11 protein-coding genes are annotated in these 20,444 nt (G+C 69.9%); 10 read left to right on the top strand and 1 reads right to left on the bottom strand.

Annotated elements, in window-relative coordinates:
- The 5 genes from OHU89_RS34200 (at position 1) to OHU89_RS34180 (ending at position 8,389) form a co-directional block, all read left to right on the top strand.
- The gene (locus OHU89_RS34200) at positions 1-1,785 is read left to right on the top strand and encodes an ABC transporter ATP-binding protein (RefSeq protein WP_405648712.1); all 1,785 of its coding nucleotides are present in this window, start codon (positions 1-3) and stop codon (positions 1,783-1,785) included.
- Positions 1,782-3,533: an ABC transporter ATP-binding protein gene (locus OHU89_RS34195; RefSeq protein WP_405648709.1), complete on the top strand. Its 1,752-nt coding sequence runs from the start codon at positions 1,782-1,784 to the stop codon at positions 3,531-3,533. The genes OHU89_RS34200 and OHU89_RS34195 overlap by 4 nt, the downstream gene beginning before the upstream one ends.
- Positions 3,534-3,837: 304 nt before the next feature.
- Positions 3,838-5,847, top strand: a complete 2,010-nt coding sequence (locus OHU89_RS34190) for a M4 family metallopeptidase (protein ID WP_405648706.1) — start codon at positions 3,838-3,840, stop codon at positions 5,845-5,847.
- A gap of 297 nt (positions 5,848-6,144) precedes the next feature.
- Positions 6,145-7,812: a M4 family metallopeptidase gene (locus tag OHU89_RS34185; protein ID WP_405648704.1), complete on the top strand. Its 1,668-nt coding sequence runs from the start codon at positions 6,145-6,147 to the stop codon at positions 7,810-7,812.
- A 70-nt stretch (positions 7,813-7,882) separates the two neighbouring features.
- The gene (locus tag OHU89_RS34180; protein WP_405648701.1) at positions 7,883-8,389 is read left to right on the top strand and encodes a DUF1990 domain-containing protein; all 507 of its coding nucleotides are present in this window, start codon (positions 7,883-7,885) and stop codon (positions 8,387-8,389) included.
- Positions 8,390-8,434: 45 nt separating this feature from the next.
- Here OHU89_RS34180 and OHU89_RS34175 read toward each other — a convergent pair whose 3' ends face one another.
- Complete coding sequence (locus OHU89_RS34175; protein WP_405648698.1) at positions 8,435-11,053, bottom strand: glycosyltransferase family 1 protein; 2,619 nt, start codon at positions 11,051-11,053, stop codon at positions 8,435-8,437.
- Positions 11,054-11,347: 294 nt separating this feature from the next.
- Between OHU89_RS34175 and OHU89_RS34170 the strand changes: the two genes are divergently transcribed.
- The 5 genes from OHU89_RS34170 to glgB all read left to right on the top strand — a co-directional run bounded on the left by OHU89_RS34170 (position 11,348) and on the right by glgB (position 20,434).
- Positions 11,348-12,550 carry a S8 family peptidase gene (locus OHU89_RS34170; RefSeq protein WP_405648695.1) on the top strand — a complete coding sequence of 401 codons (1,203 nt, stop codon included), beginning with the start codon at positions 11,348-11,350 and terminating at the stop codon, positions 12,548-12,550.
- A gap of 204 nt (positions 12,551-12,754) precedes the next feature.
- On the top strand, positions 12,755-14,839 hold the full coding sequence (locus OHU89_RS34165; protein ID WP_405648693.1) for an alpha-1,4-glucan--maltose-1-phosphate maltosyltransferase: 2,085 nt from the start codon (positions 12,755-12,757) through the stop codon (positions 14,837-14,839).
- Positions 14,836-16,536, top strand: a complete 1,701-nt coding sequence (gene treS / locus OHU89_RS34160; protein WP_266887856.1) for a maltose alpha-D-glucosyltransferase — start codon at positions 14,836-14,838, stop codon at positions 16,534-16,536. The genes OHU89_RS34165 and treS overlap by 4 nt, the downstream gene beginning before the upstream one ends.
- A gap of 83 nt (positions 16,537-16,619) precedes the next feature.
- Positions 16,620-17,990 (top strand): maltokinase N-terminal cap-like domain-containing protein, encoded by a 1,371-nt coding sequence (locus OHU89_RS34155; protein WP_405648689.1) that lies wholly within the window; start codon positions 16,620-16,622, stop codon positions 17,988-17,990.
- Positions 17,991-18,016: 26 nt separating this feature from the next.
- A complete protein-coding gene (gene glgB, locus OHU89_RS34150) occupies positions 18,017-20,434 on the top strand; it encodes a 1,4-alpha-glucan branching enzyme (protein WP_405648687.1) in 2,418 nt (805 codons plus the stop codon).
- Positions 20,435-20,444 lie beyond the last annotated feature (10 nt).

Here is a 20,444-nt window from a genome sequence, read left to right as displayed (position 1 = left end):
GTGATCGACGCGTACGAGGATCCCGGCACGCCCGACGCGCGGGGCGGCTGGTGGTACCTGTGGTGGCTCGTGCGGTGCCAGACGGGCCGCTGTGCCCTCGGGGCGGTGATCGCCAGCACCTGGATGGTGCTGCTGGCCGCGACGCCGTACCTGATGGCCAAGGCGATCGACGAGGGTCTGGAACCGGGCGACTTCGGCGCGCTGACCGGCTGGTCCGCGGCCCTCTTCGTGGTGGGGTCGTTCAACGCGTGGCTGAGCATCATGCGGCATCGGACGATGACCCGGGTGCGGATGGACGCCAACTTCCGCACGGTGAAGGTCGTCGTCGGCCACGCGGTCCGGCTCGGCGCCGCGCTGTCGCGCCGGGCGGGCGCCGGGGAGGTCGTCACGATCGGGGTGGGCGACGTACAGACGATCGCCCAGGCCCTGACCGTGGTCGGTCCGGGCGTCGGGGCCGTCATCGCCTATCTGACGATCGCCGGACTGCTGGTCTCGGTCTCACCGCTGATCGCGGCCGTGGTGCTGCTGGGCATCCCCGCGATCGTCGTCCTCGTCGGCCCTCTCCTCACCCGCCTCCAGGGCACGGAGACCGAGTACCGCGAGCGCCAGGGCGTCCTCACCGCCCGCATCGCCGACCTCGCGAGCGGCCTCCGCGTCCTCAACGGCCTCGGCGGCAAGGGCCTGGTCGCGGACGCCTTCCACCGCGACTCCCAGCATCTGCGCGCCCAGGGCTACCGCGTCGGCGCGGTCACCAGCTGGGTCCAGGCCCTCGGCGTGGGCCTCCCGACGATCTTCCTGTCCGTGGTGACCTGGCTGGCCGCCCGCCTCGCCGCCCAGGGCGACATCACCGTGGGCGAGCTCGTCTCGGTCTACGGCTATGTCGCGGTCCTGGTGGGCCCGGTGGCCTTCTGGGTCGAGTGCGGCTACATGCTGAGCCGGGGCGTGGTGGCGGCCCGCCGTGTCGTACGTTTCCTGCGCCTGCAGCCCATGGAGGACGCGGGCACCAGGCCGGCCCCCGCGGAACCGTCGGTACTCCACGACCCCGAGTCGGGCGTGAGGGTCCGACCGGGCCACCTGACGGCACTGGCGAGCGCACATCCGGCGGACACGGCAACGGTGATCGACCGCCTGGGCAGATACACCCCGTCGCGAACGACCTGGGGTGAAATCCCCCTGGACGAGATCCCGTTGCCGGAAATCCGCGCCCGCATCCTGGTGGCGGACCACGAGGCAGACGTGTTCGCAGACACGCTGCGCAATGTAATAAAGGGCGCCGACAAGTCTTTCAGGGGCGCGGGGAACTGCGCGACCAGCCACAACGCACCCGCAGACGCCATGCGACATTCCGCGGCACCCCCTGAAGCGCACATCACCCAAGCCCTCCACGCAGCGGTAGCCGACGACATAGTCCAAGCCCTCCCAGACGGCCTGGACTCACAGATCGACGCCCAGGCCCGCAACCTCTCCGGCGGCCAACGCCAACGCATCCGCCTCGCACGAGCCCTCGCGGCAAACCCCGAGATCCTCCTCGCCATAGAACCCACCTCAGCCCTGGACGCCCACACAGAGGCCCGCGTGGCCGACCGCCTCAAGGGCGCCCGCAACGGTCGTACCACCGTCGTCGCCACCACATCCCCCCTCGTCCTGGACCGGACGGACACCGTCCTCTACCTGGTGGACGGCAAGGTCGCAGCCACCGGCACCCACCGCCAACTCCTCGACACCTCCCCCGGCTACCGCGAACTCGTCGCCAGGGACACCGACTCCGAGGAGGCCGTACGGTGACGTCCGGACACCTGCCCGTCGCCGAACCCGCGGACGTCCGCAAGGCCTCGCTCCGCCTGATCCGGGCCGACGGCCGGGCCTTCACCGCCGCCCTCTCCCTCAACGCGCTGGCCGCGATCGCCGGCCTCGGCGGCCCCTGGCTGCTCGGCAGAATCATCGACGAGGTGCGCGGAGGCAGCGGAGTGGGCGCCGTGGACCGACTTGCCCTCGCCCTGCTGGTGTGCTCCGTCGCGGAGTTGCTGCTCGCCCGCTGGGCCCGTTACGTGGGCCACCGCTTCGGCGAACGCACCCTCGCCCGCGTCCGCGAGGAGTTCGTGGACCGCGCCCTCGCCCTGCCCGCGTCCGTGGTGGAACGCGCGGGAACAGGCGACCTCACCGCCCGCGGGACGGCGGACGTGGCCACGGTCGGCACGACACTGCGCGACGCCGGGCCCGACCTGTTCATCAACTCCGTACGGTTCCTGTTCGCGCTCGTCGCCATCTTCCTGATCGATCCCGTCCTCGGCGCCGTCGGCGTACTCGGCCTCACCCCGATCTGGTTCGCCCTGCGCTGGTATCTGCGCCGGGCCCGGGAGGGCTATCTCGCCGAGGGCGCGGCGACCTCGGACGTCGCCGAGATCGTCGCGGCGACGGCGACGGGCGCCCGTACGGTGGAGGCGCTCCGGCTGGAGGAACGGCGTGTCCGGGCCGGCCGGGACACCCTCGAGACCGCCCGGCGCACCCGCTTCTACACCCTCTACCTGCGCAGCGTGTTCTTCCCTTCGGTGGAGGTGGCGTACATCCTCCCCATCGCCGGGATCCTGATCATCGGCGGACTCCTGCATACGCACGGGGCGATGAGCCTGGGCTCGGTCGTGGCGGCCGCCCTCTACCTCAACCAGCTGATCAACCCGCTCGACCAGATCCTGGTGCGGGTCGAGCAACTGCAGAGCGCCAGTGCCTCGTTCGCCCGGGTGGAGGGGCTGGCGCGCGCTCCGCGGGCCGGCGAGGCCAAGGCGCTGTCTCCGGCCGGTGACCGGATCGACGTGAGGGGCGTGCGGTATTCGTACGGCCGGGGCGGCGAGGTGCTGCACGGGGTCGACCTGACGGTACGGCCCGGGGAGCGGCTCGCGGTCGTGGGGCCGTCCGGCGCCGGGAAGACCACGCTCAGCCGTCTCGTCGCGGGCGTCGACGCGCCCAGCGAGGGCACCGTGACGGTCGGCGGGGTGCCTGTCGTCGAGCTCGGCCCCGAGCAGCTGCGCCGCCAGGTCGTCCTGGTCACGCAGGAGCACCATGTGTTCCTGGGCTCGGTCCGGGACAACCTGCGGATCGCCGAACCGTCCGCAGGGGACGAGGAGCTGTGGTCCGCGCTGGCCGCGGTCGGCGCCGACGCCTGGGTGCGGGAGCTGCCCGACGGCCTCGACACCGCGCTGGGCGACGGCGGTCACCCCACCGACGGCTCGCAGGCCCAGCAACTGGCCCTGGCCCGGGTGGTCCTGGCCGACCCGCACACCCTGATCCTCGACGAGGCCACGGCGTTGCTCGACCCGACCACCGCCCGGCACACCGAGCGCGCCCTGGCCGCCGTACTGGAGGGACGTACCGTCATCGCGATCGCGCACCGGCTGCACACCGCGCACGACGCGGACCGGGTGGCGGTGATGGAGGACGGAATGCTCACCGAACTCGGCTCGCACGAGGAGCTGGTGGCGGCGGACGGGGCGTACGCGGCGCTGTGGCACTCGTGGCACGGGGATCGGCCATCCTGACGATCAGGCAAATTGCCCGTATAACGAACATGACCATCCGGGCAACGGACGATTTCCAGCCAACTTCCTGACGCGCTCCTGACAGAAACCGCGAACTGCTGCCACTCTTCCCACGGCCCCGTCACAGCAACCCCACAGCACCTGCACGGCGCTGTGCCGCGGCCGAACTCCCGCACGCGCAATTCCCGTTCTGCCCGGCCGGCCCACCCGCCGCCCGGTCTCCCCCGGCCGCGCGACCCGCGGCCCGCAGACGCAGGAGTCAGTGTTGAGAGCGAGTTCCTCCCACAGACGCACCTCCCACAGCATGCACCGCCGGGCCGCCGCAGTAGCGCTGGTCGGCGTGTCCGCCCTGATCGCCGCGGCCGTCCAGTCGGGCGCCGCGTCCGCAGCCCCGGAGAAGGCACCGTCGGCCGCGGGCAAGGTCATACCGGGCGCCGAGTCCGTCAAGCTCACCCCCGCCCAGCGCGCCCAGCTGATCCGCACGGCCAACGCCGCCAAGGCGGACACCGCCAAGGAACTGGGCCTGGGCGCCAAGGAGAAGCTGGTCGTCCGTGACGTCCTCAAGGACGGCAACGGCACCGTGCACACCCGCTACGAGCGCACCTACGACGGTCTGCCCGTCCTCGGCGGCGACCTCGTCGTGGAGTCCACGAAGGCCGACGCGACCGAGGCCGTCGTGAAGGCGACCCGCGCCGCCATCAAGCCGGCCACCACCACGGCCGCCGTGTCCGCCGCCAAGGCCAAGAGCCAGGCCCTCGGCGCCGCGAAGGCGGAGGACGCCAAGAGCCCCGCCGTCAACCGCGCCCCGCGCAAGGTGATCTGGGCCGGCGACGGCAAGCCGACCCTGGCGTACGAGACGGTCGTGGGCGGCTTCCAGCACGACGGCACCCCGCAGGAGCTGCACGTCGTCACCGACGCCGCCACGGGCGAGAAGCTGTACGAGTGGGAGGCCATCGAGACCGGCACCGGCAACACGGTGTACTCGGGCTCGGTCACCCTCGGCACCACGCAGTCCGGGTCGACGTACAACCTCACGGACGGCGCGCGCGGCGGTCACAAGACGTACAACCTCAACCGCGGCACCTCCGGCACCGGCACCCTCTTCTCCGGTCCGGACGACATCTGGGGCAACGGCAGCCCGTCCAACCTGGAGTCGGCCGGCGCGGACGCGCACTACGGTGCCGCGCTGACGTGGGACTACTACAAGAACGTGCACGGACGCAGCGGTATCCGCGGTGACGGCGTCGGGGCGTACTCCCGCGTCCACTACGGCAACAACTACGTCAACGCGTTCTGGTCCGACAGCTGCTTCTGCATGACGTACGGCGACGGCTCGGGCAACACCAACCCGCTGACGTCGATCGACGTGGCCGCGCACGAGATGACCCACGGGCTCACCTCGAACACGGCCGGGCTCAACTACAGCGGTGAGTCCGGCGGTCTGAACGAGGCGACGTCCGACATCTTCGGCACGACCGTCGAGTTCTACGCCAACAACTCCTCCGACGTCGGTGACTACCTCATCGGCGAGGAGATCAACATCAACGGCGACGGCACGCCGCTGCGTTACATGGACCAGCCGAGCAAGGACGGCTCGTCGTACAACAACTGGACGTCCAGCATCGGCAACGCCGACGTGCACTACTCGTCCGGCCCGGCGAACCACTTCTTCTACCTCCTGTCCGAGGGCAGCGGCGCCAAGACCATCAACGGCGTCAGCTACAACTCGCCCACCGCGGATGGTCTTCCGGTCACCGGCATCGGCCGCGACAAGGCGGAGAAGATCTGGTTCCGCGCGCTGACCACGAAGTTCACCTCCACGACCAACTACGCGGCGGCCCGCACCGGCACCCTCGCGGCGACGGGCGAGCTGTACGGCACGACGAGCGCGGAGTACACGGCGGTCCAGAACGCCTGGGCGGGCGTGGCGGTCGGCTCGCGTCCCGGCGGTGGCGGTGGCGGCGGCACCTCCTTCGAGAGCACGACCGACGTATCGATTCCGGACAACGGGGCCGCGGTGACGTCCTCGGTCGCCGTGACCGGGCGTACGGGCAACGCGCCGTCGAACCTCGCGGTCGCGGTCGACATCGTGCACACCTACATCGGTGACCTCCAGGTCCAGCTGGTCGCCCCCGACGGCACGGCGTACACGCTGAAGGCGTACGGCACCGGTGGGAGCACGGACAACCTCAACACCACCTACACGGTGAACGCGTCCTCCGAAGTCGCCAACGGGACCTGGCAGTTGAGGGTTCAGGACAACGCGGCCGTCGACACCGGCTACATCAACAGCTGGAAGCTCACCTTCCCGTAGACCGGGTGGTACTGAGCGACTGAAGAACAGGGCGCCGCCCCGGTGGTTCGACTCCCCGGGGCGGCGCCCTCTTTTTGCCAGCGCCTTACCGAGGGCTTGTTGGGCCTTTGCCGAGGTCAAGTCGCTTTACATTGCGGCAATGTTCACTCAGTCGCTGGTTTTCGGCCAACATCACGACGGGGTCATGACATTTATGCGGCCCTGATGCCACTCTTCCTCACACCCGCCGCACAACTTCACAATCACCCCGGGCCGGTTGCCCCACAGCCGTCCGGGCTCCCCCACTAAGGAGCTTGTGTGACCCCCGTCTACGCGCGTCACAAGCGCACCACTCTGGCCATCGCCACCGCTGTCGCGGCCGGAGCCCTCCTGGCCACCGGTCTGACCACCGGCAGCGCCGCGGCGCAGAGCCCGGCGGAAGCCACGGGCGCGGCCACCCTCGCCGCCGCCCCCCTTCAGCTGTCTCCTGCCGCGCGCACCACGCTCATCAAGCAGCAGCAGGCCGGCGCCTCCGACACGGCCCAGGAGATAGGCCTCGGCGCCAAGGAGAAGCTGGTCGTCAAGGACGTCGTGAAGGACGCCGACGGCACCGTCCACACGCGTTACGAGCGCACCTACGCCGGTCTGCCGGTCCTCGGTGGCGACCTGGTCGTCCACGAGTCGAAGTCCGGTGCGGCCAAGGGCGTCTCCAAGGCGACGACCAAGACCATCAAGGTCGCCTCGCTGACCCCGAAGCTCACCGCCGCCAAGGCCGAGAAGCAGGCGCTGACCGCCGCCAAGGCCGCGGGCTCGGAGAAGACCGCCGCCGACGGCGCGCGCAAGGTCGTCTGGGCCGGCTCGGGCACCCCCGTCCTCGCCTACGAGACGATCGTCGGCGGCTTCCAGGACGACGGCACCCCGAACCAGCTGCACGTCATCACCGACGCCGCCACCGGCAAGAAGCTCTTCGAGTACCAGGGCATCGAGAACGCGACCGGCACCGGCAAGAGCCTGTACTCGGGCACGGTCAGCCTGGAGACCACCCTGTCGGGCTCGACGTACCAGCTGACCGACGGCACGCGCGGCGGCCACAAGACGTACAACAAGTCCCACGGCACCAGTTCCTCCGCCGGCACCCTGTTCACGGACGCCGACAACACGTGGGGCACCGGGGCCGCCTCCAGCTCCACCACCGACCAGACGGCGGCCGTCGACGCCGCCTACGGCGCGGCGACGACCTGGGACTTCTACAAGTCCACCTTCGGTCGCTCCGGCATCAAGAACAACGGTGTCGCGGCCTACTCGCGCGTCCACTACGGCAACGCGTACGTCAACGCGTTCTGGGACGACAGCTGCTTCTGCATGACGTACGGCGACGGCGAGTCCAACACGCACCCGCTGACCTCGCTGGACGTGGCCGGCCACGAGATGAGCCACGGCGTCACCTCGAACACGGCGGGCCTGAACTACAGCGGCGAGTCCGGTGGCCTCAACGAGGCGACCTCGGACATCTTCGGCACGGGTGTCGAGTTCTACGCGGCCAACTCCAACGACGTCGGTGACTACCTCATCGGCGAGGAGATCGACATCAACGGCGACGGCTCCCCGCTGCGCTACATGGACAAGCCCAGCAAGGACGGCGGCTCGGCGGACTCCTGGTCCTCGTCGGTCGGCAACCTGGACGTCCACTACTCGTCCGGCGTCGCCAACCACTTCTTCTACCTCCTCTCGGAGGGCAGCGGTTCGAAGACGATCAACGGCGTCAGCTACAACTCGCCGACGTCCAACAGCTCCACGGTCACCGGCATCGGCCGCGCGAAGGCGCTCCAGATCTGGTACAAGGCGCTGACGACGTACTTCACGTCGACGACCAACTACAAGGCGGCACGTACGGGCACGCTCTCGGCGGCCTCCGCCCTGTACGGCTCCACCAGCACCGAGTACAAGGCGGTCGCCGCGGCCTGGTCCGCGGTCAACGTGAGCTAGCCCGAGGGGGACTCGCTGGGCGGCACCCGGGACGAAGGCATTCCGGGGTGCCGCCCTACCCTTGTCTCCCATGTCCTTCACGTACGACGACGTAGGCGCGACCCAGCGGAACGGTTTCTGCCCGCCCGGCTTCCGCCCCCTCCACGTCCGCACCCGCATCGGCGAGGGCGAACAGGTCTTCCGCCGCGCCTCGGAAGCGGTCCTGACCTGGGAGATGCACCGCGCGATGGGCGTGGGCATCGACGCCTCCGCGGACCGCGCGGCGCCCGACGTCGACGTCACGGTGACGCTGGCCGGCCTCATAAAGGCGCCCTGCCGCGTGGTCTGGACGGTGGAGGAACGCCGCCGCGCGGGCTGGGCCTACGGAACGCTTTCCGGCCACCCCGAGTGCGGCGAGGAGTCCTTCGTCGTGGACCGGACGGGGGACGGCACGGTCTGGCTCACCATCTCCGCGTTCAGCCGGGCCGCGAAGTGGTACTCCCGGGCGGGCGGGCCCGCGACACGGGGGTTGCAGCATGCCTTTGCGCGCAGGTGCGGGGTGGTGTTGCGGCGGCTGAGCGGCGGGGACGAGGACTGAGTCCTGCCCGGCCCGCATCAGCCGCCTGGCCGGCACCTGCGGGTGTCACCTCATCAGCACACCCGCCGCCTCCACCACGTCCTCGGACGGCACCGCCACCAGCCCCAGCTCCGCCCCGGACGCCAGCAGCCGATGCGAGGGAAGGATGCGGACGGTGTATCCGAAGGGCCCCGTCCGGTCCAGTGACAGCGGCCCCTCGTACACCCACCGCCCCTCCGGGTCCGGCCCGCCCACGGGCTTCAGTGGGACCGTCATCGCGTCCGCGATCCGGTCCTCCTCGTCCACGCGCCCGGACACGGCCTGGACCTCGACGTCCTCGGGGCTCAACTCACCGAGCCCCACCCGCACCCGCAGCCCGAGCGTGGACCCGAGTTCCGCCGTGGTCGTCGCGACCGACGTCTCGACGTGGTCGACGGTGACCGAGGACCAGGCGCCGCGCACCCGCGCCTTCCAGACCGCGAGCTCCCGCGCCAGCTCCGGCGTCATCGCGCGATGCGCATGCGCGGCCGGGGTGTAGAGCCGCTCCACGTAGTCGCGGACCATGCGACCGGCCAGCACCTTCGGACCGAGCAAGGTCAGGGTCTGACGGACCATCTCGATCCAGCGGTCCGGCAACCCGCCCTGCCCCCGCTCGTAGAACCGCGGCGTCACCCGCTGCTCCAGCAGGTCGTACAGCGCCGCCGCCTCCACGTCGTCCCGGTGGTCGGGATCCGTCCCCGTGCCGTCCGCCGTCGGGATGGACCAGCCGAAGTCGGGCTGGAACCACTCGTCCCACCAGCCGTCCAGCACCGACAGGTTGAGGCAGCCGTTGAGCGCCGCCTTCATACCCGAAGTCCCGCACGCCTCCAGCGGACGCAGCGGGTTGTTCAGCCAGATGTCGCAGCCCGGGTACAGCTTCTGCGCCATCGCCATGCCGTAGTCCGGCAGGAACACGATCCGGTGCCGCACCCTCGGGTCGTCCGCAAAGCGAACCAGCTCCTGGACCAGGCGTTTCCCGCCGTCGTCCGCCGGGTGTGCCTTCCCCGCGACCACGATCTGGATCGGGCGCTCGGGGTGCAGCAACAGGTCCATCAGACGGTCCCGGTCGCGGAGCATCAGCGTCAGGCGTTTGTACGACGGGACGCGCCGCGCGAACCCGATCGTCAGGACGTCGGGGTCCAGCACCCCGTCGATCCACCCCAGCTCCGCCGTCCCCGCGCCTCGTTGGCGCCACGACACGCGCAGTCGCTCCCGCACCTCCGTCACCAGCTGTTCGCGCAGCACCCGGCGCAGTTCCCAGATGTCCTGGTCGGGGATCTCCCCCACGGCGTCCCACCGGTCCGAGCCGCCGACCGTCAGCGCGTCCTCTGTGCGCTGGGCGCCGATCTGCCGGGCGCCGAGCCGGAAGACCTCCGGGGCGACCCAGGTCGGGGCGTGCACGCCGTTCGTCACGGAGGTGATCGGCACCTCGTCGGGGTCGAATCCCGGCCAGAGTCCGGAGAACATCTCGCGGCTGACGTGACCATGGAGCAGCGAGACACCGTTCGCGCGTTGCCCCAGCCGCAGGCCCATCACCGCCATGTTGAACAGGTTGGGCTCGCCTCCCGGATACGTCTCCATGCCCAGCCGCAGGATCCGTTCGACGTCGATGCGGGGCAACTCGGCGTCCGCCCCGAAGTGCCGGGCGACCAGTTCGCGGTCGAAGCGGTCGATGCCGGCGGGGACGGGGGTGTGGGTGGTGAAGACCGTCCCGGCCCGGACCGCCTCCAGCGCCGCATCGAAATCAAGCCCTTGATCGCCCAGTTCGGCGATCCGCTCCAGCCCCAGGAACCCCGCGTGGCCCTCGTTGGTGTGGAAGACCTCGGGTGCGGCGTGGCCGGTCAGTCGGCAGTACGTGCGCACCGCCCGGACCCCGCCGATTCCCAGCAGCATCTCCTGGAGCAGCCGGTGCTCGCTGCCGCCGCCGTAGAGCCGGTCGGTCACTCCTCGTTCGCCGAGATCGTTCTCCTCGACGTCGGAGTCGAGCATCAGCAAGGGCACGCGGCCGACCTGGGCCAACCAGATCCGGGCGTGCAGCTGTTTGCCGCCGGGCAGGGCCAGCGACACCTGTGCGGGCGTGCCGTCGGCCTCCCTCAGCAGCCCCACGGGCAGCTCGTTGGGGTCGAGGACCGGATAGTGCTCCTGCTGCCAGCCGTCGCGGGACAGCGACTGCCGGAAGTAGCCGTGCCGGTACAGGAGCCCCACGCCTATCAGCGGGACGCCCAGGTCGCTGGCCGCCTTCAGATGGTCGCCCGCCAGGATGCCCAGGCCGCCGGAGTACTGCGGCAGGGCCGCCGTGACGCCGAACTCGGGTGAGAAGTAGGCGACGGCGGCGGGGAGTTCGCCGGACTGGACCTGGTACCAGCGCTCGCCGGAGACATAGTCGTGCAGATCGTCCGCGGCGGCCGTCAGCCGGCGCAGGAAGCGACGGTCCTCCGCCAGCTCCGCGAGGCGCCGGGGCGGTACGTCGCCGAGCAGGCGTACAGGGTCGCAGCCCGAAGCGGCCCAGCACTCCGGATCGACAGACTGGAACAGGTCACGGGTCTCCGCATGCCAGGACCAGCGCAGATTGCGCGCGAGGTCGCTCAGCGGCCGGAGGGGTTCGGGCAGTACGGGTCGGACGGTGAAGCGACGGATAGCCTTCATTGCCACCTCGTACGACGTGCGGAGGGGGACGCACCGCGCTGTGCGCCCCGTCGTCACCGTCGACGGTATCGGCCGACGGCCGTCGTAACCACGGTGCCGCAGAACCAGACAGACCGGAAAACGCCGCAACCTTCACGCGCCCCTCATGGACGATATGGCCGATTCCGCCCCCGTAGGCGTCCTTGTGGTGGCTTCGCACCCCACGAGAGGCTGCACGTGGCGTATCGGCCACGCCGGTCGACTCCCGGTGAACCACGGCCGCCGTACGCCGAGTTGAGGAGGGGAACTCACACCATGGCACGGACGCGCACACGGCGTCTGCGCTGGGCGGGGGGCCTGACCGCGGTGACCTGTGCCGCCGCGCTTTCAGCCATCACCCTGCCCGCGCACGCCGCACCGGAGGGGAAGATACTCGGCGCCGGGAACCCCGGTTCCGTCGGGGGAAGCTACCTGGTGACTCTCAAGGGGGGAACGAAGGCTCCGTCGGCGGCGGGAAAGAGTCTCGCCGAGAAGTACGGGGCGAAAATAAGCCATACCTACGGCACGGTCCTCAACGGCTATGCGATCAAGGCCGATGAGAGACAGGCCAAGTTGCTCGCGGCCGACTCCCGCGTGGCGTCGGTCGCCCAGGACACCCGTGTGACCCTGGAGCACAAGCAGCAGAACCCGCCGTCCTGGGGGCTGGACCGCGTCGACCAGAAGAATCTGCCGCTGGACAAGAGCTACACCTGGCCCGAGTCCGCGGGCGCCGGAGCGACGGTGTACGTGATCGACACCGGCATCCGCATCTCGCACAAGGACTTCGGCAAACGCGCCAGTCACGGCTGGGACTTCGTCGGCAACGACAGGACCGCGAGCGACGGGAACGGCCACGGCACCCATGTCGCCGCCACCGTCGCGGGCACCAAGTACGGCGTAGCCAAGCAGGCCGAGGTCGTCGCCGTCCGTGTCCTCGACAACGCCGGCTCGGGCACGACCGCCCAGGTCATCGCGGGTATCGACTGGGTGACCAAGCACGCGAGGAAGCCCGCGGTCGCCAACGTCAGCCTCGGCGGCTACCGCAACGCCCAACTCGACGCCGCCGTACGCAACTCGATCAAGTCGGGTGTCACGTACACGGTCGCGGCCGGCAACGACGCGCTGCCGGCGAGCCTCTACTCGCCCGCGAACGTCACGCAGGCGATCACGGTCGGCGCGAGCGACAAGAAGGACGCACGGGCGGACTTCTCCAACTTCGGAGCGGCCCTCGACCTGTTCGCCCCGGGCGTCGCGATCACCTCGGCGTCCAACAAGGGCGACACCGCCAAGGCCACCTACTCGGGTACGTCGATGGCGTCGCCGCACGCGGCGGGCACGGCCGCGCTCTATCTGGCCGACCATCCCAAGGCCACACCCGCACAGGTGTCCAAGGCACTGGTCGCACAGGCTGTTTCCGGCAAAATCTCCGGCCGATGGCTTGCCTCGCCGAACAAACTGCTGCAGGTTCCGGCCTCGTAGCGACAGCGTGCGGAAACCGGCCCCGTTCGTCTCGAACGGGGCCGGTCTTGTGTGTAGACATACGCGTGAGTAGTTAACAAAGTGCCGGATTGCCCACCCGAATAGGGTGGGAAGGCTCCTCCGGTACAACCCTCAGGAACACCACGCAGGACCCACCTCCCCACAGCCATCCGCCCACCCACGTTGACGCGGACAGGAGCGGTCATGCCCGCCACGCACCACTCGTCAGCACCCCCGACGGCCGGCACCGAGACACCCCCCGAGCAGCACTCGGCAGACATCCAGCCACCGCCTCCGGAGCCACCCTCCACCGGCGACGGCATCGGGCGCATACCCGTCCTCGACGTCCGTCCGATCGTCCAGCGCGGACGCCGGCCCGCGAAGGCGGTCACCGGCGAGACCTTCGAGATCTCGGCCACCGTGTTCCGCGAAGGCCATGACGCGGTCGCCGCCAACGTCGTACTGAAAGACCCCGAAGGCCGCCCGGGCCCCTGGACGCCGATGCGCGAACTGGCCCCCGGCACCGACCGCTGGGGCGCCGACGTCAGCGCCGGCGAACCCGGGCACTGGACCTTCCAGATCGAGGCCTGGGGCGATCCGATCAGCACCTGGCGCCACCACGCCCAGATCAAGATCCCGGCGGGCATGGACACCGACCTCGTCCTGGAGGACGGTGCGCGCCTGTACGAGCGGGCCGCCGACGGCGTCCCCAAGGGCGAGGGCCTGCGCAAGGTGATCCGCGCCGCCGTGGCGGCCCTCCGGGACGAGACCCGCCCGGCCGCGGCGCGGCTGGCGGGGGCGTTGACGCCCGAGGTGGACGCGGTGCTGGCGCGGTATCCGCTACGGGATCTGGTGACGGTCTCGGAGGTGCTGCCGCTGCTGGTGGAGCGGGAGCGGGCGCTGTACGGGGCCTGGTACGAGTTCTTCCCGCGGTCCGAGGGCACGCCGGAGCACCCGCACGGCACTTTCCGGACGGCCGCGCGCAGGCTTCCGGTCATCGCCGGGATGGGCTTCGATGTCGTGTATCTGCCGCCGATCCATCCGATCGGGTCGACCTTCCGCAAGGGCCCGAACAACACCCTGTCGGCCGCTTCGGAGGACGTCGGGGTGCCGTGGGCGATCGGCTCTCCGGAGGGCGGGCACGACGCGATCCATCCGGATCTGGGGACGATCGAGGACTTCGACCGGTTCGTGTCCGAGGCCCGCAGGCACGATCTTGAGATCGCTCTGGACTTCGCCCTGCAGTGTTCCCCCGACCATCCGTGGGTGCAGAAGCATCCGGAGTGGTTCCACCACCGCCCGGACGGCACCATCGCCTACGCGGAGAACCCGCCGAAGAAGTACCAGGACATCTACCCGATCGCCTTCGACGCCGACATGGACGGCCTGATCGCGGAGACGCTGCGGGTGCTGCGGTACTGGATGGACCACGGCGTGCGGATCTTCCGGGTCGACAACCCGCACACCAAACCGGTCGTCTTCTGGCAGCGGGTGATCGCGGACATCAACGCCTGCGACCCGGACGTGATCTTCCTGGCCGAGGCGTTCACCCGCCCGGCCATGATGCACACCCTGGGACAGATCGGCTTCCAGCAGTCCTACACCTACTTCACCTGGCGCAACACCAAGGAAGAACTCACCGAGTACCTCACCGAGCTGTCCGGTGAGGCGGCCGCCTACATGCGGCCCAACTTCTTCGCCAACACCCCCGACATCCTGCACGCCTACCTCCAGCAGGGCGGCCGGCCCGCCTTCGAGATCCGCGCCGTCCTGGCCGCCACCCTCTCCCCCACCTGGGGCATCTACAGCGGCTACGAACTGTGCGAGAACACCCCCCTGCGCACCGGCAGCGAGGAATACCTCGACTCCGAGAAGTACCAACTCCGCCACCGCGACTGGGAAACCGCCGACAGCATCACCCCCCTGATCACGCAGCTCAACCGGATCAGGCGAGCGAGCCCCGCCCTGCGCCAGTTGCGCGATCTCCACTTCCACCACGCGGACCGGGAAGCGGTGATCGCGTACTCGAAGCGGAGCGGCTCGAACACGGTTCTGGTGGTCGCCAACCTCGACCCTCACCACACCCAGGAGGCCACGGTCTCGTTGGACATGCCGCAACTCGGCCTGGAATGGCACGAGTCGGTGCCGGTGCGCGACGAGCTCACCGGCGAGACCTATCACTGGGGCAGGGCGAACTATGTGCGCCTCGAACCGGGCACTCGCCCCGCGCACATCCTCACCGTCCTGCGACCGTCCACCCCGCAGACCGGAGGGTCACCCACAACATGATCGTCAACGAGCCCGTCCAGGACACCTTCGAGGACACTCCCGCGAAGGACCGGGACCCCGACTGGTTCAAGCGTGCCGTCTTCTACGAGGTGCTCGTCCGCTCCTTCCAGGACAGCAACGGCGACGGCGTCGGCGACCTCAAGGGCCTCACCGCCAAACTCGACTACCTGCAATGGCTGGGCGTCGACTGCCTGTGGCTGCCGCCCTTCTTCAAGTCCCCCTTGCGTGACGGCGGATACGACGTCTCCGACTACACCGCCGTCCTGCCCGAGTTCGGCGACCTCGCCGACTTCGTGGAATTCGTCGACGCCGCCCACCAGCGCGGCATGCGCGTCATCATCGACTTCGTCATGAACCACACCAGCGACCAGCACCCGTGGTTCCAGGAGTCCCGCAAGGACCCCGACGGCCCCTACGGCGACTACTACGTCTGGGCCGACGACGACAAGCAGTACCAGGACGCCCGGATCATCTTCGTCGACACCGAGGCCTCCAACTGGACCTTCGACCCGGTCCGCAAGCAGTACTACTGGCACCGCTTCTTCTCCCACCAGCCGGACCTCAACTACGAGAACCCGGCCGTCCAGGAGGAGATCACCTCCGCACTGCGGTTCTGGCTCGACCTGGGAATCGACGGCTTCCGCCTCGACGCGGTGCCGTACCTCTACCAGCAAGAGGGCACCAACTGCGAAAACCTTCCGGCGACCCACGAGTTCCTCAAGCGGGTCCGCAAGGAGATCGACGCGCACTATCCGGACACGGTGCTGCTGGCGGAGGCCAACCAGTGGCCCGAGGACGTCGTCGACTACTTCGGCGACTACCAGTCCGGCGGCGACGAATGCCACATGGCCTTCCACTTCCCCGTCATGCCCCGCATCTTCATGGCCGTGCGCCGGGAATCGCGCTACCCCGTCTCGGAAATCCTCGCCAAGACCCCCGCCATCCCGTCCAGCTGCCAGTGGGGCATCTTCCTGCGCAACCACGACGAGCTGACCCTGGAGATGGTCACCGACGAGGAACGCGACTACATGTGGGCCGAATACGCCAAAGACCCCCGCATGCGCGCCAACATCGGCATCAGGCGGCGGCTCGCCACCCTGCTCGACAACGACCGCAACCAGATCGAGCTGTTCACCGCGCTCCTGCTCTCCCTGCCCGGCTCGCCGATCCTCTACTACGGCGACGAGATCGGCATGGGCGACAACATCTGGCTCGGCGACCGCGACGCCGTCCGCACCCCCATGCAGTGGACACCCGACCGCAACGCAGGATTTTCGTCCTGTGACCCCGGACGGCTCTATCTGCCGACCATCATGGACCCGGTCTACGGCTACCAGGTCACCAACGTCGAGGCGTCGATGTCGTCGCCCTCCTCGCTGCTGCACTGGACCCGCCGCATGATCGAGATCCGCAAACAGAACCCCGCCTTCGGCCTCGGCTCCTACACCGAACTCCAGTCGTCCAACCCCGCCGTCATCGCGTTCCTGCGCGAGTACGAGGACGACCTCGTCCTGTGCGTGCACAACTTCTCCCGCTTCGCACAGCCGACGGAGCTGGACCTGAGCCCGTTCAACGGGCGGCACCCGGTCGAGTTGTTCGGCGGGGTGCGGTTCCCGGCCATCGGGGACCTGCCGTACTTGCTGACGCTGGCAGGGCACGGTTTCTACTGGTTCCGCCTCCGCAAGGAAGCCCTCTAGAAGCCCGGCGGGACGGTTTCCCCCGTCCCGCCCGGGGCACGCATCAGTAACACCCCGCCCACCCGGGGAAAGGACGCGACGCCATGTCGGAAGCCGTCACCCGTACTGCCACGACAAGTCCCGCCCTTCTTGCGTCACTTGATCCACTGCTGCGGGAGTGGCTGCCACGGCAGCGGTGGTTCGCGGGCAAGGGCCGTCCGGTCACCGGGTTCTCGCTGGTCGCGGCCACCGAACTGCTTCCCGTCGACGGCAGGCTGGGCCTGTACCACCTGTTGGTGCGGGCCCATCAGCCCATGACCTCGGGCGACTGCTACCAGCTCCTCATAGGCGTGCGCGAGGCGCTGCCACCCCATCTGGCGCCCGCGCTGATCGGCCACATGGAAGAGGGCCCGCTCGCCGGACGCACGGTGTACGAGGCCCTGTACGACCCCCGGCCCGCCGAGGTGCTCCTGGAGGCGCTGCGCACCCAGGCCCGCATCGGCGGGCTGCGCTTCGAACGGGACCCGGGCCAGGAGATCCGGCCCGGTCTGGTGCCCCGCATGGTGACCGCCGAGCAGTCGAACTCGTCGGTGGTCTACGGAGATACGTTCATCCTCAAGCTGCTCCGCCGGATCGTGCCCGGCGTCAACCCCGACCTGGAGCTGCCGTTGGCGCTGGCCCGCGAAGGCTGCCCGCGGGTACCGGCGCCGACGGCGTGGCTGCACGAAGACCTCGACGAGGAGTCGTACGTCCTCGGTGTGCTCCAGCCCTTCGTCCAGGGCGCGGCGGACGGCTGGGAGCTGGCGCTGCGCGAGCTGGCCAAGGGGGAGGACTTCGCCGCCGAGGCACGGGCGCTGGGGCGGGCCACCGCCGAGGTGCACACCGCGCTGGCCCGGGCGCTGCCCTCGGTGACCCTGGGCGCGGCCCAGCTGCAGCTGCTGGTCGACGGCATGATCGAGCGCCTGGAGGCGGCCGTGCAGGCGGTGCCCTCGCTGCGCCCGTACACCCCGGGGCTGTACTCGGCGTTCACCGCGCTGGCCGAGCTGGCCGCTGAGGGCCGTACCTGGACCGCGCAGCGCGTGCACGGCGATCTTCACCTGGGCCAGTGTCTGCGCTCGCCCGCCGGGCAGTGGTCACTGATCGACTTCGAGGGCGAGCCGTCGAAACCGCTGCCCGAGCGGCGGATGCCGCAGCCGCCGACGCGGGACGTGGCGGGCATGCTCCGCTCCTTCGACTACGCCGCCCTCTCGGCCGATCCCCCGATGCCGGGCTGGGCCCACGCCTGCCGGGCCGCGTACTGCTCCGGGTACGCCGAGGTCGCCGGGGCCGATCCGCGCACCGACCCCGTGCTGCTGCGGGCCTACGAGACGGACAAGGCGATCTACGAGGTCGTCTACGAGGCCCGGCACCGCCCCGACTGGCTGCCGGTCCCGATGGCCGCGATCGAGCGGTACGCCACATCCGATCTGATCTGACCCGCACAGCCGAGGAGGCTCCACCCGTGACCCCGCGCCCCCCGTCCAGCGATTCGGATCCGAAGAAGTCGGCCAAGAAGGCCGCGAAGAGCGTGAAGAAAGCCGCGGAGAAGGCGGTCACCAAGAAGGCCACCGCGAAGAAGGAGGCTCCGGCGGCGAAGAAGGCCGCCGCCCAGAAGGTCACGGCGAAGAAGGCTCCCACCAAGAAGACGCCCGCCAAGAAGCTCCCGGCGCAGCCCGAGCCCGTCGTACCCGCGGCCTCCCCGACCCTCGACGCCCACGACCGCGACCGTCTCCTCTCCGCCACCCACCACGACCCGCACGGCGTCCTGGGCGCCCACCCGGTGCCCGGCGGCATCGCCTTCCGCGTCTTCAAGCCGTTCGCGCTCTCCGTCACGGTCGTCGCCGGAACCCTGCGGGCGGAGCTGCACGACGACGGCGACGGGTTCTTCTCGGGCCTGGTGCCACTGCGGGAGGTCCCCGCGTACCGGCTGCTCGTGGCGTACGAGGGAAGCGTCCAGGAGACCGAGGACGCGTACCGTTTCCTGCCCGCGCTGGGCGATCTGGACCTGCATCTGATCGGCGAGGGCCGGCACGAGCAGCTGTGGACGGTGCTCGGCGCCGAGCCGATGACCCACCAGGACGTGCCCGGCACCCGCTTCACGGTGTGGGCGCCGAACGCGCGCGGGGTGAGCCTGGCCGGCACCTTCAACTTCTGGGACGGCACGGGGTATCCGATGCGCTCCCTCGGTTCGTCCGGTATCTGGGAGCTGTTCGTGCCCGGCATCGGCGAGGGCGAGCTGTACAAGTTCGCGATCACCCGGCAGGACGGTTCGAAGACCCTGCGGGCCGACCCGATGGCCCGCCGTACGGAGGTCCCGCCCAACACCTCGTCGATCGTGCACGCCTCGCATCACGAGTGGCACGACGCCGCGTGGCTGGAGCGGCGCGCGGACACCCCGGCGCACGAGGGCCCGTTCTCGGTGTACGAGGTCCATCTAGCCTCCTGGCGACCGGGACTGACGTACCGTCAACTCGCCGAGCAGCTCCCGGCGTACGTCAAGGACCTCGGCTTCACCCACGTCGAGCTCATGCCGGTCGCCGAGCACCCCTTCGGCGGCTCCTGGGGCTATCAGGTCACCGGCTTCTACGCCCCGACGGCCCGCCTGGGCACCCCCGACGACTTCAAGTACCTGGTGGACGCCTTCCACGAGGCGGGCATCGGCGTGCTGATGGACTGGGTGCCGGCCCACTTCCCGCGTGACGACTGGGCGCTGGCCGAGTTCGACGGGCGGCCCCTGTACGAGCACGAGGATCCGCTCCGCTCCGCGCATCCCGACTGGGGCACCCTGGAGTTCGACTTCGGCCGCCGCGAGGTGCGCAACTTCCTGGTCGCCAACGCCATTTACTGGTGCGAGGAGTTCCACATCGACGGGCTGCGGGTGGACGCGGTCGCCTCGATGCTCTACCTCGACTACTCGCGCGAGCCCGGCCAGTGGCTGCCGAACGAGCACGGCGGACGGGAGAACCTGGACGCGGTGGCGTTCCTCCAGGAGATGAACGCCACGGTCTACCGGCGGGTGCCGGGCGTGGTGACCATCGCCGAGGAGTCGACGGCCTGGGACGGCGTCACCCGCGCCACCCACCACATCGGCCCCGGCGGCTTCGGCGGACTCGGCTTCGGCCTGAAGTGGAACATGGGCTGGATGCACGACTCCCTGGGCTATGTCCAGCACGAGCCGATCCACCGCAAGTACCACCACCACGAGATGACCTTCTCCATGGTGTACGCCTACAGCGAGAACTACGTCCTGCCGATCTCCCACGACGAAGTCGTCCACGGCAAGCGCTCCCTGGTGTCGAAGCTGCCCGGCGACTGGTGGCAGCAACGCGCCACCCACCGCGCCTACCTCGGCTTCATGTGGGCCCACCCCGGCAAACAACTCCTCTTCATGGGCCAGGAGTTCGCCCAGGGCGCCGAGTGGTCGGAGGCGCACGGCCCGGACTGGTGGCTCCTCGATCCGGCGTACGGCGCGGAGGCGGACCACCGCGGGGTGCGGGACCTGGTCCGCGACCTCAACATCGTCTACCGCCACACCCCGGCCCTGTGGCAGCGGGACACGGACCCCGCCGGCTTCGAGTGGATCGTGGGAGACGCGGCCGACGACAACGTCTTCGCCTTCATGCGCCTCGACGCCGAAGGAACCCCCCTCCTCGCCGTCTCCAACTTCTCGCCCGTCGTCCGCCACGACTACCGTCTCGGCGTTCCCGACTCCATCCCCGCCTGGCACGAGACCCTCAACACCGACGTCGGCAAGTACGGCGGCGGCGACCTCACCAACCCGGACGTCATCAAGCCGGAGGCGACCGCCTGGCACGGCCGCCCGGCCAGCATCACCCTGACGCTGCCGCCCCTGGCAACGCTGTGGCTACGGCCCGAGTAGCGGGGAGCGG

The sequence above is a fragment of the Streptomyces sp. NBC_00019 genome, assembly GCF_045041015.1.
Classification (GTDB): Bacteria; Actinomycetota; Actinomycetes; order Streptomycetales; family Streptomycetaceae; genus Streptomyces.
The sequence above is the reverse complement of the archived record's forward strand: the minus strand, read 5'-3'. Positions and strand labels throughout refer to the sequence as shown.